The sequence below is a fragment of the Streptomyces sp. NPDC003327 genome (genome assembly GCF_053589515.1).
The window spans coordinates 1-18,171 of the sequence record NZ_JBSFSA010000044.1; the positions used below are offsets into that span (position 1 = coordinate 1).

An 18,171-nucleotide genomic window follows, 5' to 3' on the forward strand; every position below is an offset into this window, starting at 1 on the left:
CGGCGCGGCCCACTGGCCGCGCCGCTCCAGGCGCTGCTGGCAGCCCCGTACCTGCTCTTCGTCCTCGACCCCGGGCTGCCCGTCGCCGTGGCGGCCGTGACCGTGTCCGCCGTCGGCTACAGCGCGAGCCTGCTCCACCAGGAGCGGCTCACGGCGCTGGTCCCGGACGAGCTGAGCGGTCACGCGCTCGGACTGCACGCCTCCGGCATGCTCGCCTGCCAGGGGCTGAGCGCGGCGCTCGCGGGCGCCGTCGCCCAGCTCACCTCGCCGAGCACGGCGATGACGGTGCTCGCGGCCGCCTCGCTCGCCGTCACCGCCGCGCTCCTGGTCACCGGGGAGCCGTCGACCGGACCACGACCGTCTCCTCGCACGGCCCGTCGGCGAACAGCTTGAGCGCCTCCAGCTCGTCCTTGTCGACGCTCAGGCCCCAGCGCATCTTGGTGCCGACCCACTCGCCCACGTAACGGCAGTAGGCGGCGGCGTTCGAGGGCACCCACCCGGCCGGGTCGCGGCCCGCCTTCTCCTTCTGGCTGCGCGCGGTGACGGCGACCAGGGTCGCCGCGGCACCCTGGTCGTTGGCGTACTTCTCGCGCCGCGCCGCGGTCCAGCCGGAGGCGCCGGACTCCCAGGCCTCCGCAAGGGGGACGAGGTGGTCGACGCGGAGCGCGGCCGGGTCGCCGACGTTCTGCCCGTCGTAGTACGAGGTCCAGCGCCCGCCCGTGAGCGCGCACTTCGCGCCGACGGCGGGCGCGTCGGTGGCCTCCTCCACGAGCACCTCCGAGCGGGTGTCACAGCCGTCGGCCGTGTCCTGGCCCCGGTTCCAGTGCCGGAAGGCGGAGACCTGGAAGCCGGCCGGGTCCTCGGATGCCTCGGTGAGCTCGGCGAGCGCGTCGGGGAAGAGGAGCACGTTCGCGGAGAGGGCGGGGGTGGGGACGGCGAGCGGGGACAGGATCAGGGCGAGCGGGGCGAGCCCGCGCATCAGGTTCTTGATCATGTACGAGTGGATAGCGCCGGGGCAGGGGCGTACGGGGCCCGAATCGCGGTGCGCTCCGCCGAGCGGGTGCCGATCTTCACCGCAGAAACGATGCGCTGGAGGCCGTGCGCCGGGGTGTGCGCCGGGCCCGGGCGCAAACGGAAGAGCGCGGAACCAGGGACCGTAAACCTGGTTCCGCGCTCTCGTCTGTGACCGCCCGACGGCACGAGGCTGGCGCGACAGGACGTTCGCGCCGCCGGGCGGAGTTCCGGGGGCCCCACGGGGGGCGTTGGGACCGCGGCGGCGCCGACGGGTGTCCGGCGATCCCCTTCCTTCAGGTCAAGAAGGGGGCCCGACGCCCTTACCACCGCACTGGCTCGGTTCCGCCGCGGTCCTCACGCTGTCCGGTTCGCCGGCCACCCCTCATCCGGGCCGGCGCTCCGGACCGCGTACGGCACTGACCTCCCGTCAGGTGCCGTACGCAGTCTGGGTGTCGCTGCTCGCTCAGTCCTCGCGCAGGGCGCGGACGGCCTCCGCCACGCGACGGCCGTACTCGGGGTCGGCGGCGGCGAAGTGGGCGATGTTCTTCTCGATGACGTCCTCGCGCGAGACCTGGGACAGACCGCCGGCGATGTTGGCGATCAGACGGCCCTTCTCGTCCTCGGACATCAGGCGGTAGAGCTCGCCCGCCTGGAAGAAGTCGTCGTCCTTGACGTGCGCGGGGGCGGCGTGGGTGCCGGTCCAGCCGTGGATCGCGAGCGGCGCGGAGAGCGCGGCGTCGGTCTGGGCCGGGCCCTGGTACGAGTTGGGCTCGTAGTTCTTGTCGTGGCGCGAGCCGTTGCGGGTGGCCATGAGGCCGTCCCGGCCGTAGTTCTCGGCCACGGTCGCCTTGGGGGCGTTCACGGGCAGCTGGGTGTGGTTGACCCCGAGGCGGTAGCGGTGGGCGTCCGCGTAGGCGAAGAGGCGGCCCTGGAGCATCTTGTCCGGCGAGGGGCCGATGCCCGGGACGAAGTTGTTCGGGGAGAACGCGGCCTGCTCGACCTCGGCGAAGACGTTGTCCGGGTTGCGGTCGAGGACCAGGCGGCCCACGCGCTGGAGCGGGTAGTCCGCGTGCGGCCACACCTTGGTGAGGTCGAACGGGTTGAAGCGGTAGGCCGGGGCCTCGGCGGCCGGCATGACCTGGACGTACAGGGTCCACGAGGGGTTCACGCCGCGCTCGATGGCCTGGAGCAGGTCGGTCTGGTGCGAGGTGGCGTCCTTGCCGACGAGCTCGGCGGCCTGCTCGGCGGAGAGGGAGCGGATGCCCTGGTTCGTCTTGAAGTGGTACTTGACGAAGAAGGCCTCGCCCGCCTCGTTGGTCCACTGGTAGGTGTGCGAGCCGTAGCCGTTCATGTGGCGGTACGAGGCGGGGATGCCGCGGTCGCCCATGAGCCAGGTGATCTGGTGGGTGGCCTCGGGCGCGTGCGCCCAGAAGTCCCAGACGTTGTCCGGCTCCTGCTTGCCCGTGAAGGGGTCGCGCTTCTGGGAGTGGATGAAGTCGGGGAACTTGATCGGGTCCTTGATGAAGAACACCGGGGTGTTGTTGCCGACGAGGTCATAGTTGCCCTCTTCGGTGTAGAACTTCAGCGCGAAGCCGCGCGGGTCGCGGACGGCGTCCGCGCCGCCGAGCGAGTCGGCCACGGTGGAGAAGCGGATGAAGGTCTCGGTCCTCTTGCCGACCTCGGAGAGGAACGCGGCCTTCGTGAAGCCGGTGACGTCGTCGGTGACCTCGAAGTACCCGTACGCGCCGGAACCGCGGGCGTGCACCACGCGCTCCGGGATCCGCTCACGGTTGAAGCGCGCGAGCTTCTCGAGCAGATGCTGGTCCTGCAGGAGGAGGGGACCGCCGACGCCGGCGGTGGCGGAGTTCTGGTTGTCGGCGACGGGGGCGCCGGACTCGGTCGTGAGCACGCGCTGAGGCATTTTGTCGGGTCGACCTTCCGTACGGGAGCTGCACTGCTGAGGTTGGACTGGAGCGTAGGGAGGCGCCTCGAACAACGTCAACAGTTTGTTGAAAATGAAGTCGGGTGTTCCGGTCGGCGGCGGCGCCTGGGCGCGACAGGACAGGTGTCAGCGCCGCCGCCGACCGGGGCTCTGGGTCAGACCTGCTGGCCGGAGAGGCGCTCGACGGCGCGGAGCAGGGCCGAGTGGTCCAGGCCGCCGTCACCCTGGGCGCGCAGGGAGGCGACGAGCTGGGCGACGACGGCACCGACCGGGAGGGCCGCGCCGACGTTGCGGGCGGCGTCGGTGACGATGCCCATGTCCTTGTGGTGGAGGTCGATCCGGAAGCCGGGCTTGAAGTCCCGGTTCAGGAAGTTGTCCTTCTTGCGGGTCAGCACGGTCGAGCCGGCCAGACCGCCGTTGAGGACGTCGAGGGCGGCCTGGAGGTCCACACCGGACTTCTCCAGGAAGACCACGGCCTCGGCGCAGGCCTGGATGTTCACGGCCACGATGAGCTGGTTGGCCGCCTTCACGGTCTGGCCGGAGCCGTGCGGACCGCACAGGACGATCGTCTTGCCGAGCGCCTCCAGGATCGGCAGGGCCGCGTCGAAGTCGGCCTTCTCGCCGCCGACCATGATGGAGAGCACGGCCTCGATGGCGCCGGCCTCGCCGCCGGAGACGGGGGCGTCGATGACGCGGATGCCCTTCTCCTCGGCGTTCTTGGCCAGGTCGACGGAGGTCTGCGGGGTGATCGACGACATGTCGACGACCAGGGAGCCGCGCTTGGCGTTCTCCAGGATGCCGTCGGGGCCGTAGGCGATCGCCTCGACCTGCGGGGAGGCCGGCACCATGGTGATGATCACGTCGGCGTCCCGGACGGCCTCGGCGATCGAGCTGGCGGCGGTGCCGCCGGCCGCGGCGAGACGGTCCAGCTTGTCCTGCTCAAGGGTGTAGCCGGTGACGGAGTAGCCGGCCTTGATCAGGTTCTCGGACATGGGGGAGCCCATGATGCCGAGGCCGATCCATGCGATCTTGGGGAGGGTGCTCATGGTGAGGGTCCTTCTCTGAAGCTTCGTACGAAAAGTTCGGGGGCTGCCTGGCGGAACGCCCGGACCTACCTGGCCGCGCGGGCCTCGGCGGGGAGCCACTCGAAGGACGCGGCGGCGTCGGCGGCCTTGTACTCCAGGCCGACCCAGCCGTCGTAACCGGCCTTCTTGAGCTCGTCGAGGAGCTGTTCCAGCGGGAGCTCGCCGGTGCCCGGCGCGCCGCGGCCCGGCATGTCGGCGATCTGCACGTGGCCGGCCTTGTCCGCGTACTGTGCGATGACCCGGCTCACGTCCTCGCCGTTCATGGCGAGGTGGTAGATGTCGAGGAGGAACTTGGCGTTGCCGAGTCCGGTGGCCTCGTTGACCTTGTCGACGACCTCGATCGCGGAGGGGGCGCTCACCAGCGGGTAGAGCGGCGACTCCGGCTTGTTGAGGGTCTCGATCAGCAGGATCGCGCCGACGCGGTCGGCGGCCCGCGCGGCCACGACGAGGTTCTCCAGGGCGAGGGCGTCCTGGACGGCCGGGTCCACGCCCTCGACGCGGTTGCCGTAGAGCGCGTTGAGCGCCTTGCAGCCGACCGAGGCGGCGAAGTCCGCGGCCACGTCGATGTTGGCGCGGAAGCGCTCCGACTCCTCACCGGGCACGGAGACCGCGCCGCGGTCCGGTCCGGGGAGCTGTCCGGCGTAGAAGTTCAGGCCCACCAGCTGGGTGCCGGCGTCCTCGAGGGCCTTCTTGAGGGCGTCGAGCTCGCTCTGCTCGGGGGTGGCGGTGTCGATCCAGGGCCACCACAGCTCGACCGCGGTGAAGCCGGCCGCGGCGGCGGCCGCGGGGCGCTCCAGGAGCGGGAGTTCCGTGAAGAGGATCGACAGGTTCACATCGAAGCGCTGGTCCGAGAATCCCATGAGGGGCGGCGCTCCTTCCGTATCGCGGAAGTCAGTTTCTGTCTGGTGGAAGGTTGCAACCTGGGCGGCGCACTTGTCAAGAGGTCCCCGCAGGTCCGGGGCTCCCGCACGCCCCCCGGGGCCCGTAGCGTGGGGGCATGGTGCGTTTGAGAGTGGAGTTCACGACCGAGCCGTTCGACCTCGACGAGGCGCCGGCGCACGCGGTCGTGGCCCGTGAGGTCATCCAGTCGGCCGAACTGGACGCGGTCGACGTCGGCCCCTTCGGCAACACCGCCGAGGGCGGTGCCGACGCCGTGCTCACGGCGGTGGACCGGTTGCTGCGCGAGTCCCTCGCGGCCGGCGCCACCCGGGTCTCGCTCCAGGTGAACGTGATCGGGGAGGGCGAGAAGTGACCGAACACCCCTTGGTCGCCGCGGTGAAGCCGCTGGTCGACGCCATGGGGGCCGAGCTGCTCGGCCCCGGCCAGGCGGAGGCCGACGACGTCGTCCTCTCCTGGGAGGGCGAGGACGTGGTCGCCGTACGGCTGCCGCAGCTGTCGGAGTCCCTGGACCACATCCTGGTGGCGATGGAGCGGCGGCACGGGATGCCGCTCGCCGAGCTGGACCGCAAGACCAAGCAGGAAGTCGTCCGGATCCTGGAGGCACGGGGTGCCTTCTCCGTGCGTCACGGGGTGGAGACGGTGGCCGGCGCGCTGGGGGTCAGCCGCTTCACCGTCTACAACTACCTGAATCGCGAGACCGCTCTGAGCAGGGAAAAGGCCCCCAAGAGCGGGTAGTTGATCAAGCGGGTGCACAAGGCCGTCGTCCAGATGTCGGGACGGCGGCTTTTGTGTGACCGAGTTTTCAACAAAGTGTTGACGTGATGTTGCGGAGGGCGTTAGCTATCCGCAGCCCGTCCGACGCACAGCGAAAAACAGCCACGGAGGCTTCCCGTGACTTCAGGTACGACACCGGGCCTCACCCGGTTCAACACCTCCGCGGACAGCGAGGCCGCCGCCGCGCTCCACGAGGTGTGTTCCAGCTCGGCGTGGGGGAGCAGGATTCTCGCCCAGCGCCCGTACACCACCGTCGAAGCCCTCTTCCTCGCCAGCGACGCCGCCATGGCCGAGCTGACCGCCGAGGACCTGGCCGAGGCGATGGCGGGGCACCCGCCGATCGGTCGTCCGAAGGCCGGGGACCCGACCTCCTCCCGCGAACAGAGCGGGATGGCCGGGGCCTCCGCGGAACTCAAGGCCGAGATGCTCGAACTCAACCTGGCCTACCAGGAGAAGTTCGGGCACGTCTTCCTCATCTGCGCCACCGGCAGGACCGGCGAGCAGATGCGGGACGCGATCCGCGAGCGGATCGGCAACCCGCCGGAGCGGGAGCGGGAGATCGTCCGCACCGAACTGGGCAAGATCAACCGCATCCGGCTCACCCGGCTCGTCGAGACCCCCGAGGAAGACAACTGATGAGCACCGACACCACCGCCTCGGTGTCCACCCACATCCTGGACACCAGCCTCGGCCGACCGGCCGAGGGCGTCGCCGTCACCCTCGCGGCCCGCAGCGGCCCCGAGGCCGCCTGGGTCACGCTCGGCGGCTCCGCCACCGACGCGGACGGGCGCTGCAAGGACCTGCCGGCACTGCCGGAGGGAACCACCCACGTACGTCTCGACTTCGAGACCGAGGCGTACTTCGCCAAGAAGCAAGCCGAGGCGCAGCAGGACGCCCCCCGCGTAAGGGACAGCGGTGCGTTCTTCCCGGAGGTGGCGATCACGTTCGCCGTCCGTCCGGGCGAGCACTACCACGTACCGCTGCTGCTCAACCCGTTCGGCTACTCCGTTTACCGAGGGAGCTAGCAGACATGCCCACGATTCTCGGCCAGAACCAGTACGGCAAAGCAGAGAACCGCGTCGTCAAGATCACGCGGGACGGCGCCACCCACCACATCAAGGACCTGAACGTCTCCGTCGCCCTCTCCGGCGACCTCGACGACGTCCACCTCACCGGCTCCAACGCCCACTGTCTTCCCACCGACACGACGAAGAACACCGTCTTCGCGTTCGCCAAGGAGTACGGCATCGAGTCCGCCGAGCAGTTCGGCATCCACCTCGCCCGCCACTTCGTGACGAGCCAGGAGCCGATCAAGAAGGCGCGCATCCGGATCGAGGAGTACTCCTGGGAGCGCATCGCCTCCTCCGACGCCAACTCCAAGTTCATCGGCGCCGACGAGGTCAACCACTCCTTCGCCCGCAAGGGCCAGGAGACCCGGGTCAGCCAGATCACCTACGACGGCGAGAAGTGGGAGGTCATCTCCGGCCTCAAGGACCTCGTCGTCATGAACTCCACCAACTCGGAGTTCTGGGGCTACATCAAGGACAAGTACACGACCCTGCAGGAGGCGTACGACCGCATCCTGGCCACCCAGGTCTCCGGCCGCTGGCGGTTCAACTGGACCGACGACGACCAGCGCATGCCCAACTGGGAGCGGTCGTACGAGCAGACCAAGCGCCACATGCTGGAGGCCTTCGCGGAGACGTACTCGTACTCCCTCCAGCAGACGCTGTACCAGATGGCCACGCGCATCATCAACCACCGTTCGGAGATCGACGAGGTCCGCTTCTCGCTCCCGAACAAGCACCACTTCCTGGTCGACCTGGAGCCCTTCGGCCTCAAGAACGACAACGAGGTCTACTACGCGGCCGACCGCATGTACGGCCTCATCGAGGCCACCGTGCTGCGGGACGGCGCCACGGCGCAGATCCCGGTGGACATGACCAACCTCTGAGCGGAACGAACCGGCCCCCGAGGCACCGCAGTCGCCTCGGGGGCGGGACCCCACCGGCCCACCGGCGGGACGTTCCCGTCACCAGCCCAGCCACGACGGCCAGGAGGCCCGCATGGAACGGCAAACGGCCGTCCACCCGGTGGACGAGAAGCTCCCCGCCTCACGGCTCGTGCCCGCGGCGCTCCAGCACATCGCGGCCATGTACGCCGGTGTCGTCACCCCTCCGCTCATCATCGGCCAGGCCGTCGGACTGGACGCCGCCGGAATGACCCGGCTCATCGCCGCCGGCCTGCTCATCGCCGGCTGCGCCACCCTCCTGCAGACCCTCGGCCTGCGACGCTTCGCCGGAAACCGGCTCCCGTTCGTGAACGCGGCCTCCTCCGCCGGTATCGCGCCGATGCTCGCCATCGCCGAGACCAGCGCCCCCGGCCACCAACTGCCCGCCATCTACGGCGCCGTGATGGTCGCCGGAGTCTTCTGCCTCGCCGTCGGCCCCTTCTTCGGCCGGCTCCTCCGCTTCTTCCCGCCGCTCGTCACCGGCGTCGTCATCACCCTCATCGGGGTCACCCTGATGCCCGTGCCCGTCGGCTGGGCCCAGGGCGGCGACGCGACCGCCGCCGACTTCGGCGCCATGAAGTACCTCGCGCTCGCCGGGTTCACGCTCGTCGTCGTCCTGCTCTTCCAGCGCTTCGGCAAGGGCTTCGTCAGGCAGATCGCCCTGCTGCTCGGCCTGTTCATCGGCACCCTCGCCGCGATCCCGTTCGGGATGGCCGACTTCTCCGCCCTGCGCGAGGCACCGGTCGCCGCCCTGCCCACCCCCTTCGCCTTCGGCGCCCCCGAGTTCCAGCCCGCCGCGATCCTCTCCCTCTGCATCGTCATGCTGGTGCTGATGACCGAGTCCAGCGCCGGCATGCTCGCCCTCGGCGAGATCTGCGACCGGCCGAGCGACGGCAGGACCATCACCCGCGGCCTGCGCACCGACGGCATCGCCACCCTGCTCGGGCCCGTCTTCGGCGGCTTCCCGACCTCCGCCTTCGCCCAGAACGTCGGCGTCGTCTCGCTGACCCGGGTCCGCTCCCGGTACGTGGTCGCCGCCGCCGGAGCCACCCTGCTCGTCCTCGGCGCCTTCCCCGTCCTCGGCGCGGTGGTCTCCATGGTCCCCATGCCCGTCCTCGGCGGCGCCGGCATCGTCCTCTTCGGCTCCATCGCGGTCAGCGGCATCCGGACCCTCTCCGAGGCCGGACTCGACGACAGCTCCAACATCATCCTGGTGGCCGTCGCGCTCGGAGCGGGCATCATCCCGCTCGCCGCACCCACCTTCTACGCCGGATTCCCCGCCTGGGCGCAGACCGTGCTGGGCTCCGGCATCAGCGCGGGCGCGCTCGTCGCCGTCCTGCTCAACCTGTTCTTCCACCATCTCGGCACCCGGAGCCGTCACGCGGCCCCGGCACTCAAATCCTCCTAGGGTCCTGCCGTGCCCACACCACCGAGGAACGAAGGAACCACCGCCATGGCAGCACCTGCGGCAGCCCCCCAGCGGATCGTCATCGAGAACGCGGCGATCGCCACGGTCGACGCGCACGACACCGAGTACGCCTCCGGGTACCTCGTCATCGCCGGCAACAAGATCGAGTCCGTCGGCGCGGGGCGGGCCCCCGAGGGCCTGGAGAACGTGGTCCGGCGGATCGACGCCACCGGTCACCTGGTCACGCCCGGTCTGATCAACACCCACCACCACTTCTACCAGTGGATCACCCGGGGCCTCGCGACCGACCACAACCTCTTCAACTGGCTGGTCGCGCTCTACCCGACGTGGGCGCGGATCGACGAGCAGATGGTGCGCGTCGCCGCCCAGGGCTCCCTCGCGATGATGGCCCGCGGTGGCGTCACCACCGCCATGGACCACCACTACGTCTTCCCGCGGGGCTCCGGCGACCTCTCCGGTGCCATCATCGGCGCCGCCTCCGACATGGGCGTCCGCTTCACCCTCGCCCGCGGCTCCATGGACCGCAGCGAGAAGGACGGCGGCCTGCCGCCGGACTTCGCCGTCGAGACCACCGAGGGCGCGCTCGCCGCGACCGAGGAGACGGTGAAGAAGTACCACGACGCCTCCTTCGACGCGATGACCCAGGTCGCCGTCGCCCCCTGTTCCCCCTTCTCCATCTCCACCGAGCTGCTCCGCGAAGGCGCCGCGCTCGGCCGCCGCCTCGGCGTGCGCATGCACACCCACGGCTCGGAGACCGTGGAGGAGGAGAAGTTCTGCCACGAGCTCTTCGGCATGGGCCCGACGGACTACTTCGAGTCCACCGGCTTCCTCGGCGAGGACGTCTGGATGGCGCACTGCGTCCACATGAACGACTCCGACATCGCCGCCTTCGCCCGCACGAAGACCGGCGTCGCCCACTGCCCGTCCTCCAACGCGCGCCTCGCCGCCGGCATCGCCCGCGTACCCGACATGCTGAAGGCGGGCGTCCCCGTCGGCCTCGGCGTCGACGGCACCGCCTCCAACGAGTCGGGCGAGCTCCACACCGAGCTGCGCAACGCGCTCCTCATCAACCGTCTCGGCGCCCACCGCGAGGCGGCGCTCAACGCCCGCCAGGCCCTCCGCCTCGGCACCTTCGGCGGAGCCCAGGTCCTCGGCCGGGCCGACAGCATCGGCTCGCTGGAGGCCGGCAAGCTCGCCGACCTCGTCCTGTGGAAGATCGACGGCCTCGGCCACTCCTCGATCGCCGACCCGGTCACGGCCGTCGTCTTCGGCGCGGCCGCCCCGGTGACCGCCTCCTTCGTCAACGGCAAGCAGATCGTGGAGAACAACCGTCTGCTCTTCGCGGACGAGGAGCAGATCGCGCGCGACGCGCGCACGGAGGCGCAGCGCCTGGCCCGCGTGGCGGCCCAGGGCTGACCCTCCCCATGGAGTCCGACCGAGGGGGACGGCCCTCGGTCGGTCGCCGCGGACCCGAGCGGGGCCCGCGGCAGCCGGTCCGGGCGGTGCCGTACGCACAAGTCGTACGGCACCGCCCGGGACGGTGACATCCGTCCCTCCCCACCGGACCTCCCGTCCCGGCGCCGCACCCCCTTCGCGCGCGCACCGCACCACCCCGCAACGAGCCGCACCTCCTGCACCCCGCACCGCATCGCACCACCTCCCTGACACCCGCGTCTCCGCCGACGTGTACCCGACCGGAGGAACCGCCGTGGCCGACAAGCCCCAGGTTCGCAATGCACCAGACGCAGGCACCGCCACCGACGACCGGACCAAGCATCCGGTCGACGAGACCCTGCCCCCGATGAAGATGCTCACCAGCGGCCTCCAGCACGTGGCCGCGATGTACGCGGGCGTGGTGGCCCCGCCCCTGATCGTCGGAGCGGCCGTGGGCCTGTCCGGCACCGAGCTGACGTTCCTCACCGGCGCCAGCCTCTTCACCGCCGGCCTCGCCACCTTCCTCCAGACGCTCGGCGTCTGGAAGATCGGCGCCCGCCTGCCGTTCGTCAACGGCGTCACCTTCGCCGGCGTCGCGCCGATGCTGGCGATCGTCGACACCACCGAGAACAAGGCGGACGCCCTTCCCGTGATCTTCGGCGCGATCATCGTCGCCGGACTCCTCGGCTTCCTCGCCGCCCCCTGGTTCTCCCGCCTCGTGCGGTTCTTCCCGCCGGTCGTCACCGGCACCGTCATCACCCTCATCGGCGTCTCCCTCCTCCCGGTCGCCTTCGGCTGGGCCCAGGGCCCCAACCCGCAGGCCAAGGACTACGGTTCGACCACGTTCCTCTCCCTGGCCGGCATCACGCTCGTCGTGGTCCTCGTCCTGCGCCGCTTCACCCGCGGCTTCCTCAAGCAGATCGCGGTCCTCGTCGGCCTCGTCATCGGCACCCTGATCGCCATACCGTTCGGCGTCACCGACTTCTCCCCGGTCGCCGAGGCCGACATCGTCGGCTTCCCGTCCCCCTTCCACTTCGGCGCCCCGCAGTTCGCGCTCGCCGCGATCATCTCCATGTGCGTGGTCATGCTGGTCTCGATGACCGAGTCGACCGCCGACATGCTGGCGCTCGGCGAGATCGTCGACCGTCCCGCCGACGAGAAGACGATCGCGGCCGGCCTGCGCGCCGACACCCTCGGCTCCGCCATCAGCCCGCTCTTCAACGGCTTCATGTGCAGCGCCTTCGCACAGAACATCGGCCTGGTCGCCATGACCCGGATCCGCAGCCGCTTCGTCGTCGCCTGCGGCGGCGGCTTCCTGGTCCTGATGGGCCTCTCGCCGGTCGCCGCGTCGCTGATCTCGGTCGTGCCCCGCCCGGTCCTGGGCGGCGCGGGCGTGGTCCTCTTCGGCTCGGTCGCCGCCAGCGGCATCCAGACCCTGGTCAAGGCCGGCCTGGAGAAGGACAACAACGTGCTGATCGTGGCCGTCTCCCTGGCCGTCGGCATCATCCCGATCACGAAGCCGGAGTTCTACCACGCCTTCCCCGAGACGGCGCAGATCATCCTGGACTCGGGCATCTCCACCGGCTGCGTCGCGGCCGTCCTGCTCAACGTGGTCTTCAACCACCTGGGCCGGGGCAAGGACGACGACGAGGTCACCGCACCGATGGAGCCGGGCGAGGAGATCTCCGGCACCCGCGGCGCGAAGGCGGCGCACGCCCACTGAGCCCGCTCGCCCCGCCACCGCCCGCCCCGGTCCCCGCGCACGCCGCGGGGCCCGGGGCCGTGGTGCTGGTCAACCCGAACACCTCGGCCGCGACGACGACGGCGATGACCGCACTGGCCCGCCGCGCCCTCGGCCCCGCCGTCCCCGTCCGGGGCGTCACCGTCGACCGCGGCCCGGCCGTGCTCACCGACCCGGCCGCCCTGCGGGCCGCCGCCCCCGAGGTCCTCGCCACCGGACTCCGCGCCGTCGCGGGCGGAGACTGCGCGGCGCTCCTCGTCGCCGCCTTCGGCGACCCCGGCCTCGACGAGCTGCGCGCGGCGAGCGGCGTCCCCGTCGTCGGCCTGGGCGAGGCCGCGCTCCTGGAAGCGGCCGCCGACGGCGTCCCGTTCGGCATCGCCACCATCACGCCCCTCCTCGCCGACGCCATCGGCGAACGCGTCGCCGCGCTGGGCCTCACCGCCTCGTACACGGGGCTCAGGCTCACGGCCGGCCGCCCCGAGCGCCTCGCGGCCGACCCCGAGCTGCTGCTCGACCGACTGGAGCGCGCGGTCCGCGCCTGCGTCGACCGGGACGGAGCGAGGGCCGTCGTCATCGGCGGCGGTCCGCTCGGCGAGGCCGCCGAGGCGCTCCGCACCCGCTGCGCGGCGCGGATCGTCGCCCCCATCCCCGCCGCCTGCCGCGCCGTCACCAGAACCCTGCCGACCGCCCGCTGACCCCACCCCGGCCTCCACCACCACCGCCACCGGGCCCCGGCCACCCGTGCGACCGCCTCCACCGCGAGCCGCGCCAGGCCCCCGCCGCGCGCCCCGGCCGTCGCCCGGCCGCCGATCACTGTTCCACCGCGATCCGCCGCCGGCACTCCGCTGCCAGGTCCGGGTACGCGACGGCGATCGCCTCGTACAGCCGTCGCCGCAGCAGCCGCTCGGCCTCCCGGCGGCCCGCGTCCCCGTACAGCCCGTCGAGCAGCGTCTCGTACCGGGACAGCGCGTGCCGCAGATAGCTCACCTGCCAGCGCACCAGCGACCCGCTCGCCGCCGGGCCTCCCGGGCCGCGCGCCCCGAGGAGCCGCCGGTGGCGGACGGCCCGCCGCTCCAGCTCGGGCCCGGGGAGCCGCGGCACCTGGATCGGGTGGGCCCGGACGGAGGCGAGCACGGCCGACCTCCGGCGCGCCGCCGACGCCGTCGCCGCGGCGGATCCCGCCGCGGTCGCGGCGAACTCCGGGGTCCGCTCCAGCGCCTCGACCCGCGCCAGCAGATAGAGCCGCACGGGCGCGAGCGACCAGCGGCGCGGGTCCCGCCCCTGCACGTCGGGCGTGCCGAGCAGCTCCCGCACCAGGGCGTCGGTCCAGCCGCGCCTCCGTACCCCGGCGTGCGACACATAGATCGTACGGTCCGTCATGATTTCCCCTCCGTCGACTACTCAGCGTGACGAATTCCAGTGAAGCGCACCCCACTGACAACGCCCCTCGTGACCGCCCTCTTGTGGCACCCGCCCCGGTCGTGGGATATAGGTCCAGACCTTTCCCGCGGACCCGACGGACGGAGGCAGGCCCGTGCAACCCCCTTGGCCCGCAGGCCTGTTGGCGTCCCATCCCCAGCGCCTCCCGTCCCTCCGCGCCTCCCGCCCGACCCGCCTCGCCGCCCTTTACCCCCTCCGCGCCGCCCTTCTGGCCTGTCTCGCCCTCACCGCCTGCACGACCACCCCGCCCCCCGACACCCGCGCCCCCACCGCCCCCACGGGCGTCACCGCCACCGCCGGCAGCTCGACCACCGTCCACGTGATGTGGAGCGCCGCCACCGACGACCGCGCCGTGACCGGCTACGCCGTCTACCGCGAGGGCCGCAAGATCAAGGACCTCCCCGCCACCACCCTCATGACCGACGTCGTCGGCCTCGCCCCCGCCGCGCGCCACACCTTCACCGTCCGCGCCCGCGACGCCGCCGGGAACGTCTCGCCCCCCAGCACCGCCGTCACCGCCACCACGCTCGCCGCCGCTGCGGCGGACCGTACGCCCCCCACCAGCCCGACCGCCCTGCGCGCCACGCCCGACGGCAGCCGCGGCGCCGTCCTCACCTGGACCCCCGCCCGCGACGACACCCGCGTGACCGCCTACGACGTCCACTCCGGCGAGGCCCGGATCCACACCGTCCCCGGCACCGCCACCGCCGCCCGCCTCACCGGCCTGCGCCCCGGCACCGCCTACTCCTTCACGCTCCGCGCCCGCGACGCCGCCGAGAACTCCTCCCCGCACAGCGCCCCCGCCGACGTCGTCACCGCCCCCGCCCCCGGCGCACCCCCGAACACCGCACCCCGCGACCTCACGGCCACCGCCACCCGCGGCGCCGTCACCCTCACCTGGACCCCGCCGGACACCGGAGGCCCCGTCACCCACCACGAACTCCACCTGGACGGCCGGTTCGCCACCACCATCGTCTGGGGCACCGCCCCGCCCCCCGGCCGCGCCACCTACACCTTCACCGTCCAGGACCCCCCGGGCACCCGCCGCGCCCTCACCCTCCGCGCCCGCCTCCCCGACGGCACCTGGGGCGACTTCTCCGCCCCCCGCACGGTCGTGGTGCGCTGAAAGGACCCACCCGGCCGCCCCACGCGTCGCAGGCGTACCACCGGGCCCCGGAACTACCCTGGGAGCGTGGCCGAGACCGTTCTCACCAACACCGGGCTCGACCGGTTCCTCGACCTTCTCGACGGAAGGCCGGAGCACCGGGACCCCGGATTCACGCGCGCCGCCGAAACCGTGCTGGGGCTGCTCGCCCTCCGCGGCGCCGACCGCGCCAGCGGCATGCCCGAGCCGACGCCCGCCCTCGTACGCCAGCTGCTCGTGGAGGACCTGCCCGCGTTCGTGTACGCGGCGCCCGGCGACCTCGACGCCTATCCCGCCGTGCTGGGCGAGCTGGCCGGCTGCTTCGACGGGGAGCTGCGCGAGCGGGTCGCCGCCGCCGTCGCCGAGGCCGCCCCCGACTTCGAGCGCGCCATGAACGACCCCGGCAACCTCACCTGGCACCGCTGGTACGCCTCCCTGCTGCGGGCCTGCGGCACCGACCTCCGCGACCCCGACGACGTACGCGGCAGGCTCGCCGCCCTCGACGGCGCGCCGCTCCCGGACGGGGTGCGCCGCGCCGACCTCATGGGGCGGACCGCCCTCGCGGACGTCCTCCTGGCGGAGGCGCTCACCCGGGCGTACGTACGGGACGCGGAGGAGACGCCGACGGCCGGGCCGCTGCTCAGCGACCACGCCGTCGCGACCGGCATCGGACGGCTGGCCGGGGCGCTCCTCGACCGGTGGACGGCCGCCGGGCTCGCCGAGCAGCTCGCCGGGCCGTTCGCGCGCCTCGCGCCGGGCCCCGACGCCTTCCCCCATCTGGTCCTGGCCGACGCGCTGCTCGACGAGCACCTCGACTACCACGGCGACCCGGGCGTGCCGCTGCCGCCGCCGCCCGCGATCGAGGCCGGGCCCGTCGAGGAGGACGCCGACGCCCTCATCGCCGCGGTCGAGGAGCTCGCCGAGGAGGAGTTCGAGCCGTACGGGGGCGAGGCGCCGCACCTGCTCTACCTGGTCTACCAGCGGGGCGGCACCGCCGAGTCCGTCGCCCGCAAGGCCGCCGAGTACGAGGACTGGTCCGTCGACCCCGCCGTGGAGGACGTGGAGGTGACCGTCCCGCCGGACGCCCCCGACGCGTACGCCGTCCCGCCCCTGCCGGAACTCGTCCGGCTCCTCGGCCTCGCGGGACTGAGCGAGGCGGACCGGTCCCGGCTCGACCGCCCGGCCCGCGAGCTCGCGGCCGTCGTCGACCGGCTCGCCGCCACCGGACTCGTCTTCCGGTCCGGTGACGCCTTCGGACTCACCCCGCGCGGCGCCGGCGCCGTCCGCTATCTGCTCCGGGTCCGCGGCGTGACCGCGCCCGACGCCGCGGAGGCCGCCGCGTGGAGCGCGCCGACCCTCGTCGCCGCGGCCGCCGACTGGCCCGCCACGACCGCCGCGCGCGTCCTCGCGCACTGGCTCCACGCGCGCGTGGACACCGGCCGGGCCTGGTCCGACCTGCTCGCCGCCCTCGGCACCGTCCACGCGAGGACCACCGAGGCCGCCGCCGTACGGAGGCTGCTCGCCGTCCTGGACACGCACACCGCGCCGGCCGAGGCCCTGCGCGGCGCGCTCCGCGACCCGGTCGTCGGCGCATACGCCCACCGGGCCCTGCGCGCCCGCGGCGAAGAGGCCGACCACCTCCAGGTCCCGATCTCGGCCCGCGCGCTGTACGTCCTGGACGAGCTGCCCGGCAAGAGGGGTCCGCTGGAGTCGCGCCGCGCCGCGTTCGACGCGGCGGCGGCGGACTGGCCGGGCGGTTCGGCCGCCCTGGTCCGGGCGATGGCCGAGGCGGACCCCCACGAGACGGAACGCGTCCTCGGCCCGCTCGGCATCACCCTGCCGTGACGGTCAGGGTGGGGGCTCCGGCGCCGAGCCGAGGCGTCACCGTGCCCTGACGGTCACGGCCCGGCGCCGTCACCGTCACCCCGTCGTGAGGTACATCCCCGAAGCACCCGCGCCCGCCGTGTTCCGGCACGACCGGTGGCCGGACGGGACGGCGTGGATCAGCGCCAGGCAGCGGCCGAGGGCCTGCTGGCCGTAGGCGTTGGGGTGCATCGACTCCTGGACCAGGCCCTGGGTGCTCTGGCTGTCGATCCAGCGGGCCCACTCGCTCGTCGACGCCGACGGCGCGATCGTCGAGGTCGCCTGCCGGCTCGCCTTCGCGCACACCTCGCGGCCCTGGAGCGCGTCGCGCAGGTCCAGGAACTGCACGCCCTTGGCCACGGCGACCTGCTTCAGCCGACCGGCGATCTGGGGCACGAGGGAGTCCCTCGCCCAGGTGGAGTCGGCGTTCCAGAAGGGGCAGCCGCCGGTGTTCGTACGGGCCCAGCCGCTCTCCGCGTACCGGTTCTCGGCGGCGCGGGGGATGGGGGAGGGGTACGACTGGAGCACGATCCGGTAGTCGCCGGAGGCGTACCCCGCGGCGGCCATCACGGCCCGGACCTCGTCGACGGCCTTGCCGACCGAGGCCATCACGCCGTCGATCTTCGCGTCGACCTCGGCCTGCTGGTCGTCGTGGCAGTAGGAGTACCAGACGATGTAGTCGGTGGCGCAGGTGCTGATGATGTCGGCGAAGCCGAGGTCGTTGCCGCCGACGGAGAGGGCGATCAGCTCCACGTCGTGCGAGGCGGCGACGGCGGCGAGCTGGTCGGCCTGCGGGGCCTCGCCCTTGTAGGCGACGCCGCCCTGGGAGGCGCGGAAGACGTTCTGCGTGGTGGCGCCCGAGCAGGCGAGGTTGATCAGGGTGGCGGCGATCGGTCCGGCGCTCTTCACCTCGGCGGTGTCGGAGCGGTGGCAGCCGCCCGCGGTGCTGCCGTAGACCCGGGACGGGTCGTAGCCGCTGCCCGTCCAGGCGCGGTCGGTGCCGTAGCGGCTGCCCGAGTTGGACAGGCCGTTGCCCTGCCAGCGCCCGGCCTCGCCGGAGATGTAGCTGTCGCCCATGGCGACGACGGCGGTGGGGCCGGAGCCGGGGGAGGCCTGGGCGGTCGGGGCCGCGACGGAGGCGAGTCCGGCGGCGGTACACAGAGCCAGGAACGCGCGCAGGGCGCGGTGGGGGGACGTGGGCATGGCTGTGCTCCTGCGGTGTGCGGTGCGCAGTGACGTGGGGGACAGCCGCCGGCCGGTGGCATGGCGGAATCTCGCACGGCGCGACTTATTACCGCTAGGTAGCTGCATATCTCGGTTGCGTCACGTCCCCTGTGTGACCACCGGGAAACAGTCATGGGCAAGGCGGTGGGAAACGCGACAGGGCCCCGCCC

Annotated in this window: 17 protein-coding genes and 1 pseudogene; 12 read left to right on the top strand and 6 right to left on the bottom strand. The window is 72.6% G+C overall.

The annotated features are described in order from the left end of the window. A pseudogene (locus tag ACWDVG_RS26110) lies at positions 1-393 on the top strand (MFS transporter); the annotation flags it as partial. On the opposite strand, the gene ACWDVG_RS26115 reads toward ACWDVG_RS26110, so the two are convergent. The 4 genes from ACWDVG_RS26115 to ACWDVG_RS26130 all read right to left on the bottom strand — a co-directional run bounded on the left by ACWDVG_RS26115 (position 329) and on the right by ACWDVG_RS26130 (position 4,901). Further along, positions 329-994, bottom strand: a complete 666-nt coding sequence (locus tag ACWDVG_RS26115) for an HNH endonuclease (RefSeq protein WP_451702445.1) — start codon at positions 992-994, stop codon at positions 329-331. The pseudogene ACWDVG_RS26110 and the gene ACWDVG_RS26115 overlap by 65 nt on opposite strands. Positions 995-1,477: 483 nt before the next feature. After that, entirely contained in the window at positions 1,478-2,935 is a 1,458-nt protein-coding gene (locus ACWDVG_RS26120; protein ID WP_451702448.1) for a catalase, read from the bottom strand. Positions 2,936-3,111: 176 nt separating this feature from the next. Continuing rightward, entirely contained in the window at positions 3,112-4,002 is an 891-nt protein-coding gene (locus ACWDVG_RS26125; RefSeq protein WP_451702450.1) for a 2-hydroxy-3-oxopropionate reductase, read from the bottom strand. 65 nt (positions 4,003-4,067) lie between these two features. Beyond that, on the bottom strand, positions 4,068-4,901 hold the full coding sequence (locus tag ACWDVG_RS26130) for a TIM barrel protein (protein WP_451702452.1): 834 nt from the start codon (positions 4,899-4,901) through the stop codon (positions 4,068-4,070). 137 nt (positions 4,902-5,038) lie between these two features. On the opposite strand from ACWDVG_RS26130, the gene ACWDVG_RS26135 reads away from it, so the two are divergent. The 9 genes from ACWDVG_RS26135 (at position 5,039) to ACWDVG_RS26175 (ending at position 13,025) form a co-directional block, all read left to right on the top strand. Next, on the top strand, positions 5,039-5,293 hold the full coding sequence (locus ACWDVG_RS26135) for a hypothetical protein (RefSeq protein WP_451702454.1): 255 nt from the start codon (positions 5,039-5,041) through the stop codon (positions 5,291-5,293). 44 nt (positions 5,294-5,337) lie between these two features. Then, a complete protein-coding gene (locus ACWDVG_RS26140; protein ID WP_451702530.1) occupies positions 5,338-5,676 on the top strand; it encodes a helix-turn-helix domain-containing protein in 339 nt (112 codons plus the stop codon). Positions 5,677-5,832: 156 nt separating this feature from the next. Continuing rightward, a complete protein-coding gene (uraD, locus tag ACWDVG_RS26145; protein ID WP_451702456.1) occupies positions 5,833-6,351 on the top strand; it encodes a 2-oxo-4-hydroxy-4-carboxy-5-ureidoimidazoline decarboxylase in 519 nt (172 codons plus the stop codon). Beyond that, positions 6,351-6,740 (top strand): hydroxyisourate hydrolase, encoded by a 390-nt coding sequence (gene uraH, locus ACWDVG_RS26150; RefSeq protein WP_451702458.1) that lies wholly within the window; start codon positions 6,351-6,353, stop codon positions 6,738-6,740. Before uraD ends, uraH begins: the two co-directional genes overlap by 1 nt. A 5-nt stretch (positions 6,741-6,745) precedes the next feature. Next, the gene (gene pucL, locus ACWDVG_RS26155; protein WP_451702459.1) at positions 6,746-7,669 is read left to right on the top strand and encodes a factor-independent urate hydroxylase; all 924 of its coding nucleotides are present in this window, start codon (positions 6,746-6,748) and stop codon (positions 7,667-7,669) included. A 112-nt stretch (positions 7,670-7,781) separates the two neighbouring features. Next, positions 7,782-9,134 carry a nucleobase:cation symporter-2 family protein gene (locus ACWDVG_RS26160; protein WP_451702461.1) on the top strand — a complete coding sequence of 451 codons (1,353 nt, stop codon included), beginning with the start codon at positions 7,782-7,784 and terminating at the stop codon, positions 9,132-9,134. 45 nt (positions 9,135-9,179) lie between these two features. After that, positions 9,180-10,571 (top strand): 8-oxoguanine deaminase, encoded by a 1,392-nt coding sequence (locus tag ACWDVG_RS26165; RefSeq protein ID WP_451702462.1) that lies wholly within the window; start codon positions 9,180-9,182, stop codon positions 10,569-10,571. 385 nt (positions 10,572-10,956) lie between these two features. After that, entirely contained in the window at positions 10,957-12,312 is a 1,356-nt protein-coding gene (locus ACWDVG_RS26170; protein ID WP_451702532.1) for a nucleobase:cation symporter-2 family protein, read from the top strand. Positions 12,313-12,371: 59 nt separating this feature from the next. Continuing rightward, a complete protein-coding gene (locus tag ACWDVG_RS26175; RefSeq protein WP_451702464.1) occupies positions 12,372-13,025 on the top strand; it encodes an aspartate/glutamate racemase family protein in 654 nt (217 codons plus the stop codon). A 115-nt stretch (positions 13,026-13,140) separates the two neighbouring features. Here the strand turns inward: ACWDVG_RS26175 and ACWDVG_RS26180 are convergent, their stop codons facing one another. Next, complete coding sequence (locus ACWDVG_RS26180; protein ID WP_451702465.1) at positions 13,141-13,710, bottom strand: hypothetical protein; 570 nt, start codon at positions 13,708-13,710, stop codon at positions 13,141-13,143. Between the two features lie 181 nt (positions 13,711-13,891). Here ACWDVG_RS26180 and ACWDVG_RS26185 point away from each other — a divergent pair, with 181 nt between their 5' ends. Continuing rightward, positions 13,892-14,896 (top strand): fibronectin type III domain-containing protein, encoded by a 1,005-nt coding sequence (locus tag ACWDVG_RS26185; RefSeq protein ID WP_451702467.1) that lies wholly within the window; start codon positions 13,892-13,894, stop codon positions 14,894-14,896. 66 nt (positions 14,897-14,962) lie between these two features. Beyond that, positions 14,963-16,759 (top strand): hypothetical protein, encoded by a 1,797-nt coding sequence (locus ACWDVG_RS26190; RefSeq protein WP_451702469.1) that lies wholly within the window; start codon positions 14,963-14,965, stop codon positions 16,757-16,759. Between the two features lie 75 nt (positions 16,760-16,834). On the opposite strand, the gene ACWDVG_RS26195 is transcribed toward ACWDVG_RS26190, so the two are convergent. Further along, positions 16,835-17,980 carry a GDSL-type esterase/lipase family protein gene (locus ACWDVG_RS26195; RefSeq protein ID WP_451702470.1) on the bottom strand — a complete coding sequence of 382 codons (1,146 nt, stop codon included), beginning with the start codon at positions 17,978-17,980 and terminating at the stop codon, positions 16,835-16,837. Between the last annotated feature and the right edge of the window lie 191 nt (positions 17,981-18,171).